Genomic DNA, 16,691 nt, shown 5'->3' with positions numbered 1-16,691 from the left:
TTATTCACCTATGGGTTTAAACCCATACTCCTCAAATATTTGTAAGGCTGTATCTGAATTTATAAACTCATAAAATAACATAGCTTCCTCTACTTGTTTTGTTGATTTTAATATCCCTAGCGGATATATAATTGATGTGTGTGTATCATTACTGAATGTCGTTACTATTTCAACTGATTCTGATATAGCAGCATCTGTTTTATATACAATCCCAGCTTGTACGTTGTTTGTTTCTACATAATTAAGTACTTGACGAACATCTTTAGCAGGGATTAATTTCCCTTCTATTTTTTCATACAAAGACATATTTTCAAGCGATTGTTTTGCGTATTCACCTGCCGGCACCGTCTCTGTCGTTCCTATAGCAACTTTTTCCACTTGCTCATCTAGTAATTCTTCTATTGAATTCAAATCAATTTCTGCACCTGTTGGCTTGATCAACACCAATTCATTTTCTAATACATTCGTATAATACGTTTCATTTATTAATTGTTTTTCTAATAACAAATCAAACTTCGTAGCAGATGCTGATAGAAAAAGATCCACAGGAGCACCTTTTATTATTTGTTGCTGCAAAGCCCCTGATGAACCTGCATTTATTAAAATATCAATTTCTTTATGTTCTTGTTCAAAACTAGCACTGACTTGTTCCATAGCATCAACCATGCTTGCAGCGACAGAAATAGTTAGCTCCGTCTTTTCATCATTTTCATCCGTTCCAGAAGAACAACCCGTTATAAAAATTAGCATAATAATAATTGAAAGATAAAGATACATCCTTCTGTGCATAACATTCGACCTTTCATTTCTTTAAGATTATTGTTGTTTAACTAACTACGGAAGTAAAGTATCAAGCAACAAAGCTTACATAAAGTATTTCTTTAAACATGTCACTTCCATCAGCGTTTAAACAATATAAAAGTTTATTATACCATCTTCTAGTAAGAAATGACTGTATAGGCACAGGATAAACAGCTGTGTTTTTGTTATAATGGAATCAAATTTCTATTTGAGGTGAAGCAATTGTCTGAATTTACACATATAAATGAGCAAGGTAGAGCTAAAATGGTAGATATAACCGACAAAAAGGATAGCTACCGTAGAGCAATTGCACATTCTAGTATCATTGTAAACAAGTCTATCTATCAAAAAATAACGAAACATGAAATCGGCAAAGGTGATGTATTAGCCGTTGCACAAGTTGCTGGTGTAATGGCCGCCAAACAAACATCAACCATAATACCAATGTGTCATCCACTTCCACTTAGTGGACTAGATATTTCCTTTGATTGGCAACAAATAGAGCAAGATAAATGGGAACTAATGATTACGGTAGAAGTAAAAACTAAAGGGAGCACAGGTGTTGAAATGGAGGCACTAACAGCAGCTTCTGTAACTGCATTAACAGTCTATGACATGTGTAAAGCAGTTGATAAAGGTATGATTATTGGCTCTACGTATTTATTGGAAAAAACCGGCGGAAAAAGCGGTGACTATAAAAGATCGGACAACTAGCACTGGCTAGTTGTCCTTTTATTAATCAGGTTCCATGCAGTTATTCCATATCTTTTCTTAACTCCATGACGATATGACCCATCTCAGGTAAAATCAACTTCTCCATCGCGAGTTTAACAGCACCGGATGATCCAGGTATCGAAAATAGTGCTGTTTCACGTGCTACACCAGCTAACGCCCGAGACATAATTGCAGCAGAACCGATATCTAACTCATAGCTCAAATATCGAAAAATTTCACCAAATCCAGGAAGCTCTTTATCTAACAACGTGCGAACAGCTTCAATTGTTACGTCACGTTTTGCAATACCTGTCCCACCATTAATAATGACTGCATCAATTGCATTCTCGTTTATTCCATGTGTAACCGCTGTGTTAATCTCAGAAATATCATCACGAACAATTTGATAACTCTTTACTTGATGCCCGCTTTCTAATAGTAACTCTTTAATCAGCTGACCGCTTTTATCCGTAGCCTCTGTTCTTGTATCACTTACCGTCACTACTTTGCATGCTACTGACCTTGGAGATATTTTCCTGTGATTTTTTAACAATTTTTACCAACTTCTTTCAACTTTAAATAAGTCTACTTTTGATTCTTGTTCACACCACTTGAACTTCCCTATTTAAAGAACAAATTATCCACCAATATAAGACATTTCAATTTTCTTTCTATTCTTCACAGATTCCTCTGTTCGCTCATCAGAATAACGGTCTGTACGTTGGCCCCATATCGCTCTAATTTCTTCATCCATTTCTTGATCAGTTTTACCTGAGCGAACCAATTGTCTAAGATCAAAACCTTCTGTCGCAAATAAGCAGGTGAAGAATTTACCATCGGCTGCAATTCTCGCTCTAGTACAACTAGAGCAAAATGACTCTGATACAGAAGTGATAAACCCAACCTCTGTGTCTGTCCCCTTGTAGCGATACCTTTTTGCAACTTCACCGAAATAATCTCGTTCGACAGGTTCTAACTCAAACTTACTCGATAGCTCATCAAGTATTTGTTTTTTTGTAATTACTTTTGAAAAGTCCCAACCATTCGATTGACCAACATCCATAAACTCAATATAACGTAACGTTATACCACGTTCCTTAAAAAATGAAGCCATTGGTAGGATTTCATCTTCATTCATACCTTTTTTAACAACCATATTCACCTTAACTTCTAAGCCTGCATCGATAGCGGCATCAATACCTTTTATTACCCAATCGGGACTAACACCACGGTCGTTAATAGCCTTAAACGTTTCTGGATTAAGTGCATCAAGGCTTACATTGATCCGTTGTAATCCAGATTGTTTTAAAGCTTTTGCTTGCTTAACAAGGTGTACTGCATTTGTTGTTAGCGCTATATCTTCAATACCATCTATTTGATTTATTTTTTCAATTAATATCGACAAGTCTTTTCTTAACAGCGGTTCTCCACCTGTTAACCTGATTTTTTTTACACCAAGTTCCGCAAATATTTTTACAAGCCTTTCTATTTCATCAAAAGAAAGTAACTGATCCTGCGGTAAAAAAGCAAAATCTTTTCCGAAAATCTCCTTCGGCATACAGTAGGTGCACCTAAAATTACAACGATCAATCACTGAAATACGCAAATCTTGAAGAGGTCGATTGAATTTATCTTGCACCATTGCTTTTTTCATTTGATTCTCTCCCAAAAGTATAGTAACCAATCAGATACACTCTATAATTTAGAATTATCTGACTAATAAAGGTATAACCTTTAGAATAACAGAAATCGCTTAAATTCTCAACTTATCCGGAAGCCAAAACTGGTGGAGTACACTCGCGTGTTCATGCATGTTCCTCTATGTTAAAATTGATTTATTCTAAACTCAGAGGAGATTTCACATGGAAAAGACACTTGACCACATTGGAGTTGCCGTAAGAAACATGGATGAGAGTATTGCCTTTTACAAAGACATATTAGGCGCTACGGTTATTGACCAATATAAAAGTGATGCAAAAGGGGTTGAAAGCGAAATTGCCATCGTAGATGTCAACGGAACCCGAACTGAATTATTGGCTCCTACCAATAACACAACATCACCGATAGCTCGGTTTATCAAACAAAAGGGGAAAGGTGTTCACCATATCGCCTATCGAGTAGATAATTTGGATGACGCGTTAATTGATCTTAAACAGTCTGGCATACGAGTACTGGAAGAAACACTTCGCATAAACAAGCACGGTAGGCGTTTAATATATTTAAATCCTGCTGATACAGAAGGAACAATCATTGAATATTGTGATTATCCAACTAAATAAAATAGAAAAGCTCTTGTTCCTATGATGATTTTAAAAAGTTGTAGCATTTCTTTTTTTGCGCTCACCTAGGTACATTAAGAATTAACAGCCTCGGGGAGGCGCTGGATCTGGACGAAGATAATCTAGAAGTGTCATTTATGGAAGACTTTATATTGTACTCACAAAGAAAAAGGATAATCGGTAGTACCGACTATCCTTTTCTGCTTCAACCTTTATTTAGTATTTTCAGGTATTTAAGATTCCCAGTCGTTATAATTGGAACCTAGTGAAGGTGTATTATGATTGGGTGAAAACGGCTGTTGATTCCAGCCCCCTCCGACCGGCCCTGGTAGTGGCCCCTCAAAGTTTGGTGGGTATGGCTGTTGATTAAAGCCTCCTCCAACTGGGCCTGGTAGAGGGCCCTCAAAGTTTGGTGGATATGGCTGTTGATTCCAACCTCCTCCAACTGGGCCTGGTAGCGGTCCCTCAAAGTTTGGTGGGTATGGCTGTTGATTCCAGCCTCCTCCAACTGGGCCTGGTAGCGGTCCCTCAAAGTTTGGTGGGTATGGCTGTTGATTCCAGCCTCCTCCAACTGGGCCTGGTAGGGGTCCCTCAAAGTTTGGTGGATATGGCTGTTGATTCCAACCTCCTCCAACTGGGCCTGGCATTTGTCCTTCAAAATGTTGCGGATATGGCTGTTGATTCCAATGCGGATTATTTCCATATGGATTAGAACCGTGATTTCTGTTTAGCATACGTGTTGCTCCTCCCTCTTAAATCATCTACACGATTAACCTATTCAGGAAATGGAATTCCGCTACTACCTAAAGCAATAATGGGCAGAAATCTACCTTTTTGATATAGCTACTTTTGTCGGTAATATCTTTTTCCAAGAAATTAAGTTTGCAACAAATAAAATAACACCATATGCATAAATTCCAAATGGAATAGTTGTAATCATGAAATGTACACCTGCCGATATTGCGATGATGAACATAATTAAAAAGGTTATTGCAGTTGTACTTGAATCCTGCGCAAATGCAAATGATTCTGAAAAAGGATATACCTTATTATTTATTAATCTGTAAGTTATGATTGTTATGAGTAATGCTGTTAAGAATACGATTATTAAATCTGGTATGATTTGATAGGAGAAAATTGCTATGAAAATAATACTTACCAATCCAAATATAGGGATATATAGTTTAACTAGAAACGCTTTTAATGTCGCCCGGTAAATAACAAATTTATTATTAATTGGTGCCGTTTGGTAAATCCATGCCGCCTTGTAATTGCTAGAATACCTTAGCATGTGTACGACTGTTAAAATAATTAGATTGCAAAAATGAATCGTTACGTATAGCTTACTAGAACTCAACTCTTCAAAACTATTAGTACTTATGTAACTGAACAGAAAGATAAAAGGAAAAACAATCCCCATACCTAAAGAAGGATAAACCTTTAATTTAAACTCTCTCTCCTGCTTTAGAATTAAGGAAGAAAACTGGAAAAAAGTTTTTTCTAACTCACTTCTACAAACTAGTCGTTGCCAAACCTGATTTATACGCATTCTTTTCTTTTTATTAGTCCCGCTATTGTTTAATAGTTTTTGTAAGTTTCGTTCAAAAGATGGAACTAAACGTGCATAAATAAAAATCGATAGGATGGGAATGAGTAATACAAGTAGTGACAAGACTATATTTGTGTTCGATAGCTGCTGATTAAGTATAAGTTCATATGGTGCTCCAAACCAAATCGGTGGAATCAGTACATGCCACCACTGAAAGGTGAAAGATACATCTAATTCCACAAACTCAAAAGATCTAGCTACAATCTGATACCCAACTATAATGGAAATAGATAATAGAATTTGTACGTAGTTAATAATATCCTTTAACCGTTCTCCACTGAAAAAACGCAAGATAAATATATATATCAGTGCTGTTAATACAACAATAAATAGTCCCATTAATACCAATTCAACGATAAAAATAAGTGTAAATAATATACCTTGGGTAAATAGTCCAACAACTAATGGAATTAGTGCAAAGGCCCCTGTTAGTTGTGTCATATAAATGCAGACATGCACCATTTTAGCTACACTAACTGTCTTATCAGAAATTGGTTTCGTATCTAAAATAGTTTTGTCTCTAATATCAAGTAAGACCGTTGAAAAGTCTGAGATCATTGACATCATCAGCATAAACATAGCAATTCCAAATACTATCCCCATTTGAAATATATAGTTTTCACCAAACACAATAAACGGAATTAAGATTAAACCATAAAGCGCATATAACCCTAACGACTTCAAAAATTGGTTTTTTGTTTCTTGTTTAGCGTTCTGATTAAAAATAGTCGGCACGCGTCTTTGATCCATCGTTAATTTTACCTGAAGGATTTGTCTCATGAGGTTATAATCAATGCCAAATGTACTAAACATACGCTCACATTTATCTAGTATTTTTAAGGACAGAAAATTATGCATCACCTTCCACCTCTTTTACGATGGAAACAATATCATCTGCAATTTGTTTATGTTGATTAAATCCTGTTAATTGGTTAAAAATTTCTTCTAAAGTACCTTCTTTATTTTTCTGTCTTAAATCCTCAAAGCTGCCATCAGCTATTACTTTGCCGTCCGCAAGCAATATAATACGATTACTAATTTTCTCTACTACATCCATAATGTGTGAAGAGTAAAAGATTGTTTTCCCTTCCTCTGCTAGTTGGGAGAGAATTTCTTTAATTATCATGACACTATTGGCATCTAACCCGTTTAGAGGTTCATCTAGAAAAATAATATCAGGATCATGTAGCAAGCTAGCAATGATCAATACCTTTTGTTTCATCCCCTTAGAGTATGCGGAAATCCTTGTATGGAACACATCTTCTAACCCAAACTTTTCTATTAATCTACTAGCTTTATATTCTGCTTCCTGTTCATTTAATCCGTATAATCTACCGGTAAAAGTCAAGTATTCACAGGCGGTTAGGTTGTCATAAAGATCGCCACCTTCTGGAACATATCCGATCCTTTGCTTATATGCTTGATCTCCATTTGCTATATCCTGATCAAAAATCTCAACGGACCCGCGATACCCATCAACCAGCCCAAGCATGATTTTAACGGTAGTGCTTTTACCAGCGCCATTTGGCCCTATGTAACCAATAATTTGACCTTGGTAAACATCAAGGTCAACACCTGTTAATACTCGGTTACCACCATAATTCATTGTCAGTTTTTTTAATGAAATGACTTTTTGCTGACTTGTTTCGATTATAATCACCTTCTATTTATCTTTGTTACCTTATACTCTAACATATTTTTCCTTTTATGTTCCTATGAATAATGAATTAATAACATAGGCATTTTTTATAAATATTGTTACTTTACAACCGACAAACTTGATAGAAAGTCTGCAATAACTTTATCGTAACTTCCTTGCATTTTATTTAAGATGAGTGGTTAATACAGCGCTACGGAAAAATAAGCCTAATAATTCATGAGAGAGGTGAGTCGTGCATTTAGCCTAGTATAGGTATAGATATAGTGCTTTATATATAACGTCAGTAAATAAAAGAACACTACTCACATTAGATTGTTGATTGCAGTTTAGGGTAGTCGACTCCTTCGTGAACAGCGCGAGCTGAAGATCCACTCAGAAGTGGTCTTCTTCTGAGTTAGCTGAATCCGTGCCCGCGGAAAGCGACTGCCCGGAGCAAAAATCAACATAGCTGTTAGTGAAAACTTTATATTATCTGTCATAAACATAAAACTTTTAAAAAACTGCCAAAACAAAAAAAGCGCAGATTGGATTCTGAAATATAATCCAACTGCGCGTATCTTAACCCATTATTTATTCACTTTGCTAAACCCAATGTCTGAGCGGTAAAAGAACGAATCATTACTGTCAAATACTTTTAAGTAATTATAAATATGTTTCTGTGCTTCTTGGGATTCTTTTTGCACAGAACCTACTAATAGTACTCGCCCACCTGTCGAGTAGTAATTCCCGACTTGGTCTTGGCCAGTTCCTGCATGAATGACAAAGCTATCATCTGATGGACTTAACTCAGGTAACATAACTTCTTTTTTATATAATCCTGGGTAACCTTCAGAAGCTACCACCGTTCCAATACAATAAGCATCTTCCCACTCAAGTCCAGGATCCAAACCAGCAGTTACATCGCTAATTACTTGAATAAGGTCATTTTTTAGAAGTGGTAATACTACTTGTGTTTCCGGATCTCCTAATCTAGCATTAAATTCTATCACTTTAGGTCCTTGATCCGTTTCAATTAGACCAGCATATAATATTCCTGTAAACGAACGACCCTCTTCAATCATACCTTTCGCAGTAGGTTTAAGAATATGTTCGACCGCATAATCAACGTCTTTTTGATTTAGGTCCGGTACTGGAGAAAATGCTCCCATTCCACCTGTATTAGGGCCTTGATCATTGTCAAAAGCACGTTTATGATCTCTAGCAGGAAGTAAGGGGTAGACTTTTTCCCCATTGACGAAAGCCATTAATGAAAACTCTTTTCCATCTAAAAACTCTTCAATTACTACCTGACTTCCTGCCTCTCCAAACTTATTGTCAACAAGCATCATTTCCACTGCTTCTAGTGCTTCATTCAAATTAGTTGCAACAACTACACCTTTTCCTGCCGCTAACCCGTCTGCTTTAATAACAATTGGAGCACCTTTTTGATTGATGTATTGTTTTGCCTCTTCTATATCTGTAAAGGTTTGATAATCTGCAGTCGGGATACTATATTTTTTCATGATAGATTTAGCAAAATCTTTACTTCCTTCAATCAGCGCAGCTTCTTTGGTTGGACCAAATACTTGTAATCCTTCTGCTTTAAAGGCATTTACAACTCCTGCAAGTAATGGTACTTCCGGTCCAACAATCGTCCAATCAATCAAATTTCTCTTAGCAAAAGCTACTAGTTCTTCTACTTGATTATCGTTAATATTAATACACGTAGCCTCTGCTGCAATTCCGCCATTTCCTGGAGCGGCATATATTTCACTTACCTGTTCGCTCTGCGCTAGCTTTTTTACAATACTGTGTTCACGACCACCACTACCAATTACTAAAACGTTCAAGGGGTCCCCTCCTTATCCATCTACAAACCATTTAAATTTGCAGTCATCACACCGGATAGTCAATCTACTAATAGGATTTTTTAATGCTTAAAGTGGCGCATCCCAGTAAATACCATTGTGATTCCATGCTTATTACAAGCATCAATCGAATCTTGATCACGCTTGGAGCCACCAGGCTGAATAATCGCAGTTATTCCCGCTTCCGCTGCTGCTTCAACCGTGTCCGGCATTGGGAAAAATGCATCAGACGCCATTACCGCACCTTTTGCTTTCTCTGCTGCTTGTTCAAAGGCAATTTTGGCAGCCCCAACACGATTCATTTGCCCTGCACCTACTCCTAACGTTTGATCAGCTTTTGCAACAACAATTGCATTCGACTTCACATGCTTGACTACTTTCCAAGCAAATAGTAATTCAGCTAATTCTTTCTCATCTGGCTTTCTTTCAGTCGGTATGGTAATATCTGTTTCTGTCACTGATCCGTTATCCCTGTCTTGAACGAGTAAACCACCCACGACACTTACTACTTTTTTCGTATCTGATCCTGCATATTCCATTGGGGTTTCAAGTAAACGAATATTTGGTTTTACGGTTAATAGTTCAATTGCTTTCTTCGAGAACGATGGTGCAATAACAATTTCTAAAAAGATATTTTTTAATTGGTCAGCCGTCTCTTCATCTACTTCACGATTTAAAGCGACAATTCCACCGAAGATAGAGACTGGGTCAGCTTCATAAGCTTTTGCGTATGCTTCAGAGATTGTATTACCAATTCCTACCCCGCAAGGATTCATATGTTTGACTGCCACAGCAGCTGGGTTGCTGTATTCAAGCACTATTTCTAGTGCGGCATTAGCATCTTGAATATTATTATAGGAGAGCTCTTTCCCATGTAACTGTTTTGCATTGGCAATCGATGCGCCTTTTACACTCGCCTCTTGATAAAAAGCTGCTGCTTGGTGTGGGTTTTCACCGTAACGTAATGATTGCACTTTCTCATATGTAATCGTATAAGTTTCTGGATCAGTTTCACCGGTAATGGTAGTTAAGTAGTTAGCAATCATCGCATCATAATTAGCTGTATGTCTAAATACTTTTGCAGCTAACTTTTTACGAAATTCAAAATCCCCTGTGTCTTCGTTAAACTGATCTAATACAGCAGGATAATCTTCAGGATCAACAACAACGGTAACATCGTTAAAGTTTTTCGCAGCTGAACGCAGCATTGTCGGACCACCAATATCGATGTTTTCTATTGCCTGCTCTTCTGTTACACCTTCTTGTTCAATCGTTTGCTTGAAAGGATAAAGGTTCACAACAACCAAATCAATTGGTTGAATATCACGTTCTTGTAATTGTTGTTGGTGAGACGCATCATCACGTTTAGCAAGTAGACCTGCATGTATAAAAGGATGTAGTGTTTTTACTCTTCCATCTAAAATTTCATCAAAGTTAGTTACAGCAGAAACAGGTATTGCTGGTAATCCAGCTTGTTTCAACGCTTTCAACGTACCTCCAGTAGAAATCAACTCATAGCCTAATTTATCTAATCCTTGCGCAAATTCCACAAGATTACTTTTATCAGATACGCTTAATAATGCTCTTTTTTTCAAGTTCTTGCTCCCCTTTCCTGTCATCCTAGACAGTCTTTTTCTGAAATTAATGCTTGTATTGTTTTTGGAAATAGTTGATGTTCGATTGCTTGTATCCGTTTTTGTAATGATTCACGGTTTTCATTTTTTTGAACACGCACCGCTTCTTGTTCAATGATTTTACCTGTATCCATTCCTTCGTCAACGAAATGAATCGTAACACCTGTTATTTTAACCCCCAACTCAACTGCTTGCCCAATCGCGTCCTTACCTGGAAAAGCAGGTAAAAGGGAAGGATGTATGTTAATAATTTTAGATTCATATGCCTCTAATAAAGTTGTACCAATTAAGCGCATATAGCCGGCTAAAATTATCCACTCTACCCCTAGTTCAGCTAATTTTATAACAATCTCTTTTTCAAAGTCTGCTTTATTCTGATATTGTTTCGGGTTAAAAGAAAAGGAAGGTACTTGATAGACTTTTGCTTTACCTAGTACCTTTGCTTCTGGTTTATCACAAACAACTAACATTACCTGACAATCAAGATTGCCCAATTCAATTTCTTTCATAATGGAATCAAAGTTACTGCCAGTTCCTGAGGCGAAAACGGCTATTTTGGTTTTGTTCATTTATTTATAACCACCCCATGACCTTCGATTACTTCACCAATGACCGAGGCTTTTTCACCAATATCTTCTAGTAATTGAAGCGCCATTTGGGCTTCATGTGGGGACACGACAACAGCCATACCGACTCCCATATTAAATACACCAAGCATGTCATCGAAGCTAAGCTCTGCTTGCGTTTGAAGAAAGGAATATATTGGTGGAACATCCCAACTACCTATTGATATTCTAGCTCCTAAATTTTCGGGTAAAGCTCGTGGTATATTTTCATAAAATCCACCACCAGTAATGTGACTAATCCCTTTTATTGTAATATCCTGTTTTAGTTGTTTTAGAGCCTTCACGTAAATTTTTGTTGGAGTCAGAAGCTCCTCACCTAATGACTTATCAAGGGACTTGTACGTTTTCGTGAAATCTAACTGTTGTTCTGCTATAATTTTTCGCACTAACGAAAAACCATTGGAGTGAAGTCCACTAGAAGCGATACCTATGATACTGTCTCCAGCTTCGATATGCTCACCTGTAATTAGTTGTTTTTTATCCGCTATTCCAACCACAAATCCTGCCAAGTCATACTCACCATCTTGATACATCCCAGGCATTTCCGCTGTTTCACCACCGATTAAAGCACTACCACTTTCGACACATCCATCTGAGATTCCTTTAACTATTTGTTCCATCTTTTCAGGTTCATTTTTTCCACAAGCAATGTAATCAAGGAAAAATAATGGATCTGCTCCTTGTGCTACAATATCGTTGACACACATTGCCACAAGGTCAATTCCAACTGTATCATGCTTATCCATTTCAAAAGCAAGTTTTAGTTTCGTTCCAACACCATCAGTACCAGATACTAAAACCGGCTCATCATAGGAAAACGATGACAGGTCAAACAGACCAGCAAATGCTCCGACCCCACCTAAAACCTCTGGACGGTTTGTCTTTTTTATATGCTTTTTCATTAGATCAACAGCTTGATAGCCGGCATTAACATCGACACCAGCCTGTTTATAAATTTCGCTCATTAGTTAAGCTCCTTTATCGGTCACTTTAATCTTTATATGCAGGTAACACTGTATCTGGGTATATTTCTGTTGGATAGTTACCAGTAAAACAGGCGTTACAAATACCGTGCTCAATTGAATCTCTACCACTTACAATCGATTGTTCTAGACCGTCCGTAGTTAAGTATGCCAAACTGTCTGCACCAATTAGTTGACGAATATCTTCTATCTCATTACCAGAGGCAATTAATTCCCCTTTATTAGATGTATCTATCCCATAGTAGCAAGGATTTTTGATTGGTGGGGAAGCAATTCGAACATGGACTTCTGTTGCACCAGCTTCTTTTAACAAATGTACAATTCTTCTGCTTGTCGTTCCACGCACAATCGAATCATCAATCATCACAACACGCTTTCCTTCAACGATTCCACGTACAGCTGATAGTTTCATCTTCACCCCTTGTTCCCTCAATTCTTGGGAGGGTTGAATAAATGTACGACCAACATAACGATTTTTTATTAAACCTAATTCATAAGGTATTCCCGTTGCTTCTGAATAGCCAATTGCAGCTGAAATACTCGAGTCTGGCACACCTGTAACTACGTCTGCTTCCACTGGTGATTCGATTGCTAGTTGTTTCCCCATTGTTTTACGGCTAGCATGGACATTTAATCCATCTAAATCGCTATCTGGACGAGAAAAATATACATATTCCATCGAACATAACGTCCGTTGTAATGGAGATGCAAAACGTTTTGATGTCATGCCATTATCATCGATAATAATTAATTCTCCAGGTAAGACTTCTCTAATGTAAGTAGCACCTATGAGATCAAACGCACACGTTTCTGAAGCGACCACATAGGCCCCGCCTAACATTCCAATCGACAATGGACGCAGTCCTCTAGGATCAAGCGCCACAAATAATTGATCTTCTGTTAATATCGAGAAGGCATATGCACCTTTTATCATTCCTAAGGCCGATGCAATTGCTTCTTCCATTTCTAGATGACCACTTCTTTTTATTAAGTGGGCGATTACTTCTGTGTCCGATGTCGTTTGCAAAATACTACCTTGTGCTTCTAATTGATTCTTCAGCGCATTTGCATTAACTAAATTCCCATTATGCGCAAGTGCCATACTTTTTTTCTGTGACCGAAATACAAGTGGTTGAACGTTATCATAACCACCACCACCTTGGGTCGCGTAGCGCACATGACCTAAGGCAGCTGTTCCTTTTAAACGAGAAAATTCATCCTGTTCAAAAACTTCGTTAATCAATCCGTTCCCTTTATGCAAATGCAGTGACTCTCCATCACTCGTGACAATCCCAGCACCTTCTTGACCGCGGTGCTGTAGGGCATGTAAACCATAATAAGTCATTTCTGCTGCTTTTTCATGACCCCAGATTGCAAAGACACCGCACTCTTCATTTAACCCTTTGATTTCAGCAAGCATGGTATAGCCCCTTTCCATAATGCTTTTAAGCTTTCAGCTGGTTCCTCAATAATTGTTTTAGAAGATTGCGAAACGGATAGTTTTCCACTATCAGTTACATAACCAATTGATTTCGCATCTTCTAGTAAAGCTTCAAATGCTGTTTGATTTTCTTCTTTCACAGATACGAGAAAACGAGATTGTGTTTCGCTAAATAAATCAGAAGTTACATCACCATTTACTTCTACTTCACAACCTAGCTGGTTGCTAAATAAACTTTCGGCAAGTGCTACTGCTAAGCCACCTTCAGATAGGTCGTGTGCAGAAGCAACTAGGCCAGATTGAATCGCTTTAAGTAACTGGTTTTGTCGTTTAGCTTCAACTTCTAAATCAATTTTTGGTGCTTTTCCAAAGTAATCATTTTCTAATAGGTTTTGCAACTCACTTCCACCGAATTCAGGATTTGTTTCACCGATAACATAAATAGCGTCTCCTTTTGACTGAAAGAACGATGGCGTAATGTGATCTAACGATTCATGAAGACCAACCATTCCTACTACTGGTGTTGGGTAAATTGCTTGATTACCAGATTCATTATAAAGGGATACATTTCCACTGATGACAGGTGTCTGTAACTTTAGGCTTGCTTCACACATGCCGTCCACACTTTTTTCAATTTGCCAAAACACTTCAGGTTTATCTGGATTACCGAAGTTTAAACCATCCGTTAAAGCTAATGGTTTGGCACCAGAACATACAATGTTTCTTGCAGCTTCTGCAACAGCGATTTTACCACCTGTTTCTGGATCCAAATAAATATAACGAGAATTACAATCCGTTGTCATTGCTAGTGCTTTGTCGAAGCCACGAACACGCAAGACCGCAGCGTCGGATCCAGGTGTTACAACCGTGTTTGTTTGAACCATTGAATCGTATTGATCATAAACCCACTGTTTACTCGCAATCGTTGTTTGTTGTAACAAAGCCTTTAATGTTTCACTGAAGTCTAATACTTCCGGATAATAGTCTTCCATCGTTTGAAATTCTTCAAAATACGTCGGAACTTTTGATGGCTTATGGTAAACTGGTGCATCTTCAGCTAATGAATCAACTGGAATGTCTGCAGCTACCTCACCTTTATGAAGAAGTCTGAATCGCTTGTCATCCGTTACACGTCCTACAGCAACTGCTTCTAGTCCATATTTTTGAAAAACATCTATAATTTCCTGTTCACGACCTTTTTCTACGACTAAAAGCATTCGTTCCTGTGATTCAGAAAGCATCATTTCATATGGCGTCATATCTAATTCTCTTTGTGGAACTAAATCTAAATCCATTTCCATTCCCGTACCAGCTTTACTAGCCATCTCACTTGCAGATGATGTAAGTCCTGCGGCACCCATGTCTTGCATCCCTACTAACGCATCACAGTGGATTACTTCTAAGCATGCTTCGATTAAAAGTTTTTCCATAAAAGGATCGCCAACTTGAACAGAAGGACGTTTACTTTCTGATTCTTCCGACAAATCTTCAGAAGCGAAGGTTGCTCCATGGATACCATCTCTTCCTGTTCGAGCTCCAGCATAAATAACAGTATTGCCTATACCAGCTGCAATGCCTTTTTGGATATCTTTCTGATCAATTAGTCCAACACACATGGCATTAACGAGAGGGTTTCCCTCATAACAATTATCAAATTGAACTTCGCCACCTACAGTCGGTACTCCAACGCAATTTCCGTACCCAGCTATTCCGTTCACTACTTCCTCAAAAAGGTACTTTACACGTCCTGATGTTAAGTTGCCAAATCGTAACGAATTTAATATTGCTATTGGTCTAGCTCCCATTGAAAAAACATCACGTATAATGCCACCAACCCCGGTAGCTGCACCTTGGTATGGTTCAACAGCAGAAGGATGATTGTGACTCTCTATCTTAAAGACTACCGCTTGACCGTCACCTATATCAATGACTCCAGCCCCTTCTCCAGGTCCTTGGATAACATGAGGTGCTTTCGTAGGAAACTTTTTAAGTACTGGTTTGGAAGTCTTATAACTACAATGCTCCGACCACATTACAGAAAAAATACCTGTCTCTGTAAAGTTAGGAAGTCTACCTAATATTTTCTTTACTAATTGAAATTCTTCATCCGTGATTCCCATTTCACGATAAAGACCGTCTTTCTCAATTAATTCGGGGCTAATCTCAGGCGCCTGCAACATATGTTTCCCTCCAATTATTCAGAACTGATTTAAAAAGCTCGAGACCGTCAGCAGAGCCTAGTAAACTTTCAACCGCACGTTCAGGGTGTGGCATCATGCCTAGTACATTGCCTGCTTCATTAATAATTCCAGCAATATCATTTATCGATCCATTCGGATTGCTCGCATAAGTAAATACAATTTGGTTATTTTCTTTTAACTGATCAAGCGTTGCATCATCACAATAGTAGTTTCCTTCGCCATGAGCGATCGGTAAAGAGATCATCTGCTTACTCTCATATGCCGAAGTAAACATCGTATTACTGTTTTCTACAATTAACTCCTCAAAGTGACACATGAATTTCAAGTTTTTATTTCTTAGCATCGCACCAGGTAAAAGACCAGCTTCCAATAAAATTTGGAAACCATTGCAAACACCTAGAACCGGTGTACCACGCTCTGCTTGTTGCTTTATCTCATTAACAATATGTGAGGTAGATGCAATGGCACCAGTTCTTAAATAATCGCCATATGAAAATCCACCTGGTATTAAAATAGCATCATAGTTTTCTAGATTAGCAGTCTGATACCAGACTAATTCTGCTTCCGCTCCTAACGCATCCTTGGCAGCGTAATACATGTCTCTGTCACAATTGGATCCAGGAAATACGATTACTGCAAATTTCACTGAGCAATACCCTCCTCAACGGTGTACTGATAATCTTCAATAACTGGATTAGCAAGTAATTTTGCACACATATCTTCTACTTGTTTCTCAACATCAACACTGTCGTCTAATGTTAGCTCCATATACTTACCAACTCGAGCATTCAAAACCTCAGAATAACCTAATGTGTTTAATGAATCTTGCACCGCTTTCCCCTGAGGGTCAAGAACCCCTTGCTTTAATGTGATATAGATTTTAACTTTTTTCATTT

The 16,691-nt window shown here is 37.8% G+C and carries 16 protein-coding genes; 2 read left to right on the top strand and 14 right to left on the bottom strand.

Features of this window, described 5'->3' with window-relative positions; genetic code table 11:
- Positions 1-789, bottom strand: coding sequence for a molybdate ABC transporter substrate-binding protein (gene modA, locus QQS35_RS16460; RefSeq protein ID WP_285933316.1), 789 nt, complete (start codon positions 787-789; stop codon positions 1-3).
- A gap of 234 nt (positions 790-1,023) precedes the next feature.
- Here modA and moaC point away from each other — a divergent pair, with 234 nt between their 5' ends.
- Positions 1,024-1,515, top strand: coding sequence for a cyclic pyranopterin monophosphate synthase MoaC (gene moaC, locus QQS35_RS16455; protein ID WP_285933315.1), 492 nt, complete (start codon positions 1,024-1,026; stop codon positions 1,513-1,515).
- Positions 1,516-1,555: 40 nt separating this feature from the next.
- Here moaC and QQS35_RS16450 read toward each other — a convergent pair whose 3' ends face one another.
- Together QQS35_RS16450 and moaA are read right to left on the bottom strand one after the other, a co-directional pair.
- Positions 1,556-2,017, bottom strand: coding sequence for a MogA/MoaB family molybdenum cofactor biosynthesis protein (locus QQS35_RS16450; protein WP_285933314.1), 462 nt, complete (start codon positions 2,015-2,017; stop codon positions 1,556-1,558).
- A gap of 135 nt (positions 2,018-2,152) precedes the next feature.
- Positions 2,153-3,169, bottom strand: coding sequence for a GTP 3',8-cyclase MoaA (moaA, locus tag QQS35_RS16445; RefSeq protein ID WP_285933313.1), 1,017 nt, complete (start codon positions 3,167-3,169; stop codon positions 2,153-2,155).
- Between the two features lie 208 nt (positions 3,170-3,377).
- Between moaA and mce the strand changes: the two genes are divergently transcribed.
- Complete coding sequence (gene mce / locus QQS35_RS16440; protein ID WP_285933312.1) at positions 3,378-3,794, top strand: methylmalonyl-CoA epimerase; 417 nt, start codon at positions 3,378-3,380, stop codon at positions 3,792-3,794.
- Positions 3,795-4,027: 233 nt separating this feature from the next.
- Here the strand turns inward: mce and QQS35_RS16435 are convergent, their stop codons facing one another.
- The 11 genes from QQS35_RS16435 to purS all read right to left on the bottom strand — a co-directional run bounded on the left by QQS35_RS16435 (position 4,028) and on the right by purS (position 16,689).
- Positions 4,028-4,528 (bottom strand): hypothetical protein, encoded by a 501-nt coding sequence (locus QQS35_RS16435; RefSeq protein WP_285933311.1) that lies wholly within the window; start codon positions 4,526-4,528, stop codon positions 4,028-4,030.
- Positions 4,529-4,620: 92 nt separating this feature from the next.
- On the bottom strand, positions 4,621-6,261 hold the full coding sequence (locus QQS35_RS16430; protein ID WP_285933310.1) for a hypothetical protein: 1,641 nt from the start codon (positions 6,259-6,261) through the stop codon (positions 4,621-4,623).
- Complete coding sequence (locus tag QQS35_RS16425; protein WP_285933331.1) at positions 6,254-7,009, bottom strand: ABC transporter ATP-binding protein; 756 nt, start codon at positions 7,007-7,009, stop codon at positions 6,254-6,256. The genes QQS35_RS16430 and QQS35_RS16425 overlap by 8 nt, the downstream gene beginning before the upstream one ends.
- A gap of 620 nt (positions 7,010-7,629) precedes the next feature.
- The gene (purD, locus tag QQS35_RS16420) at positions 7,630-8,892 is read right to left on the bottom strand and encodes a phosphoribosylamine--glycine ligase (RefSeq protein ID WP_285933309.1); all 1,263 of its coding nucleotides are present in this window, start codon (positions 8,890-8,892) and stop codon (positions 7,630-7,632) included.
- A gap of 80 nt (positions 8,893-8,972) precedes the next feature.
- Entirely contained in the window at positions 8,973-10,505 is a 1,533-nt protein-coding gene (purH, locus tag QQS35_RS16415; RefSeq protein ID WP_285933308.1) for a bifunctional phosphoribosylaminoimidazolecarboxamide formyltransferase/IMP cyclohydrolase, read from the bottom strand.
- A gap of 20 nt (positions 10,506-10,525) precedes the next feature.
- Positions 10,526-11,113, bottom strand: coding sequence for a phosphoribosylglycinamide formyltransferase (gene purN / locus QQS35_RS16410; RefSeq protein ID WP_285933307.1), 588 nt, complete (start codon positions 11,111-11,113; stop codon positions 10,526-10,528).
- Positions 11,110-12,135, bottom strand: a complete 1,026-nt coding sequence (gene purM / locus QQS35_RS16405) for a phosphoribosylformylglycinamidine cyclo-ligase (RefSeq protein WP_285933306.1) — start codon at positions 12,133-12,135, stop codon at positions 11,110-11,112. Before purM ends, purN begins: the two co-directional genes overlap by 4 nt.
- Before the next feature lie 25 nt (positions 12,136-12,160).
- The gene (gene purF / locus QQS35_RS16400; RefSeq protein WP_285933305.1) at positions 12,161-13,573 is read right to left on the bottom strand and encodes an amidophosphoribosyltransferase; all 1,413 of its coding nucleotides are present in this window, start codon (positions 13,571-13,573) and stop codon (positions 12,161-12,163) included.
- Positions 13,549-15,774, bottom strand: coding sequence for a phosphoribosylformylglycinamidine synthase subunit PurL (purL, locus tag QQS35_RS16395; protein ID WP_285933304.1), 2,226 nt, complete (start codon positions 15,772-15,774; stop codon positions 13,549-13,551). The genes purF and purL overlap by 25 nt, the downstream gene beginning before the upstream one ends.
- A complete protein-coding gene (purQ, locus tag QQS35_RS16390; protein WP_285933303.1) occupies positions 15,758-16,441 on the bottom strand; it encodes a phosphoribosylformylglycinamidine synthase subunit PurQ in 684 nt (227 codons plus the stop codon). The genes purL and purQ overlap by 17 nt, the downstream gene beginning before the upstream one ends.
- Positions 16,438-16,689 (bottom strand): phosphoribosylformylglycinamidine synthase subunit PurS, encoded by a 252-nt coding sequence (purS, locus tag QQS35_RS16385; protein ID WP_285933330.1) that lies wholly within the window; start codon positions 16,687-16,689, stop codon positions 16,438-16,440. Before purS ends, purQ begins: the two co-directional genes overlap by 4 nt.
- Positions 16,690-16,691 lie beyond the last annotated feature (2 nt).

The organism is Aquibacillus rhizosphaerae (assembly GCF_030282825.1).
GTDB classification, from domain to species: domain Bacteria; phylum Bacillota; class Bacilli; order Bacillales; family Amphibacillaceae; genus Aquibacillus_C; species Aquibacillus_C rhizosphaerae.
This window is presented reverse-complemented; position numbering and strand designations above follow the sequence as displayed.

What these genes read in the sequence shown, in the direction of transcription:
- QQS35_RS16435 (WP_285933311.1), bottom strand. Translation starts at nt 4,528, where the DNA reads ATGCTAAACAGAAATCACGGTTCTAATCCATATGGAAATAATCCGCAT.
- purS (WP_285933330.1), bottom strand. Translation starts at nt 16,689, where the DNA reads ATGAAAAAAGTTAAAATCTATATCACATTAAAGCAAGGGGTTCTTGAC.
- mce (WP_285933312.1), top strand. Translation starts at nt 3,378, where the DNA reads ATGGAAAAGACACTTGACCACATTGGAGTTGCCGTAAGAAACATGGAT.
- purN (WP_285933307.1), bottom strand. Translation starts at nt 11,113, where the DNA reads ATGAACAAAACCAAAATAGCCGTTTTCGCCTCAGGAACTGGCAGTAAC.
- modA (WP_285933316.1), bottom strand. Translation starts at nt 789, where the DNA reads ATGCACAGAAGGATGTATCTTTATCTTTCAATTATTATTATGCTAATT.
- purM (WP_285933306.1), bottom strand. Translation starts at nt 12,135, where the DNA reads ATGAGCGAAATTTATAAACAGGCTGGTGTCGATGTTAATGCCGGCTAT.
- purF (WP_285933305.1), bottom strand. Translation starts at nt 13,573, where the DNA reads ATGCTTGCTGAAATCAAAGGGTTAAATGAAGAGTGCGGTGTCTTTGCA.
- moaA (WP_285933313.1), bottom strand. Translation starts at nt 3,169, where the DNA reads ATGAAAAAAGCAATGGTGCAAGATAAATTCAATCGACCTCTTCAAGAT.
- QQS35_RS16430 (WP_285933310.1), bottom strand. Translation starts at nt 6,261, where the DNA reads ATGCATAATTTTCTGTCCTTAAAAATACTAGATAAATGTGAGCGTATG.
- purL (WP_285933304.1), bottom strand. Translation starts at nt 15,774, where the DNA reads ATGTTGCAGGCGCCTGAGATTAGCCCCGAATTAATTGAGAAAGACGGT.
- QQS35_RS16425 (WP_285933331.1), bottom strand. Translation starts at nt 7,009, where the DNA reads ATGAATTATGGTGGTAACCGAGTATTAACAGGTGTTGACCTTGATGTT.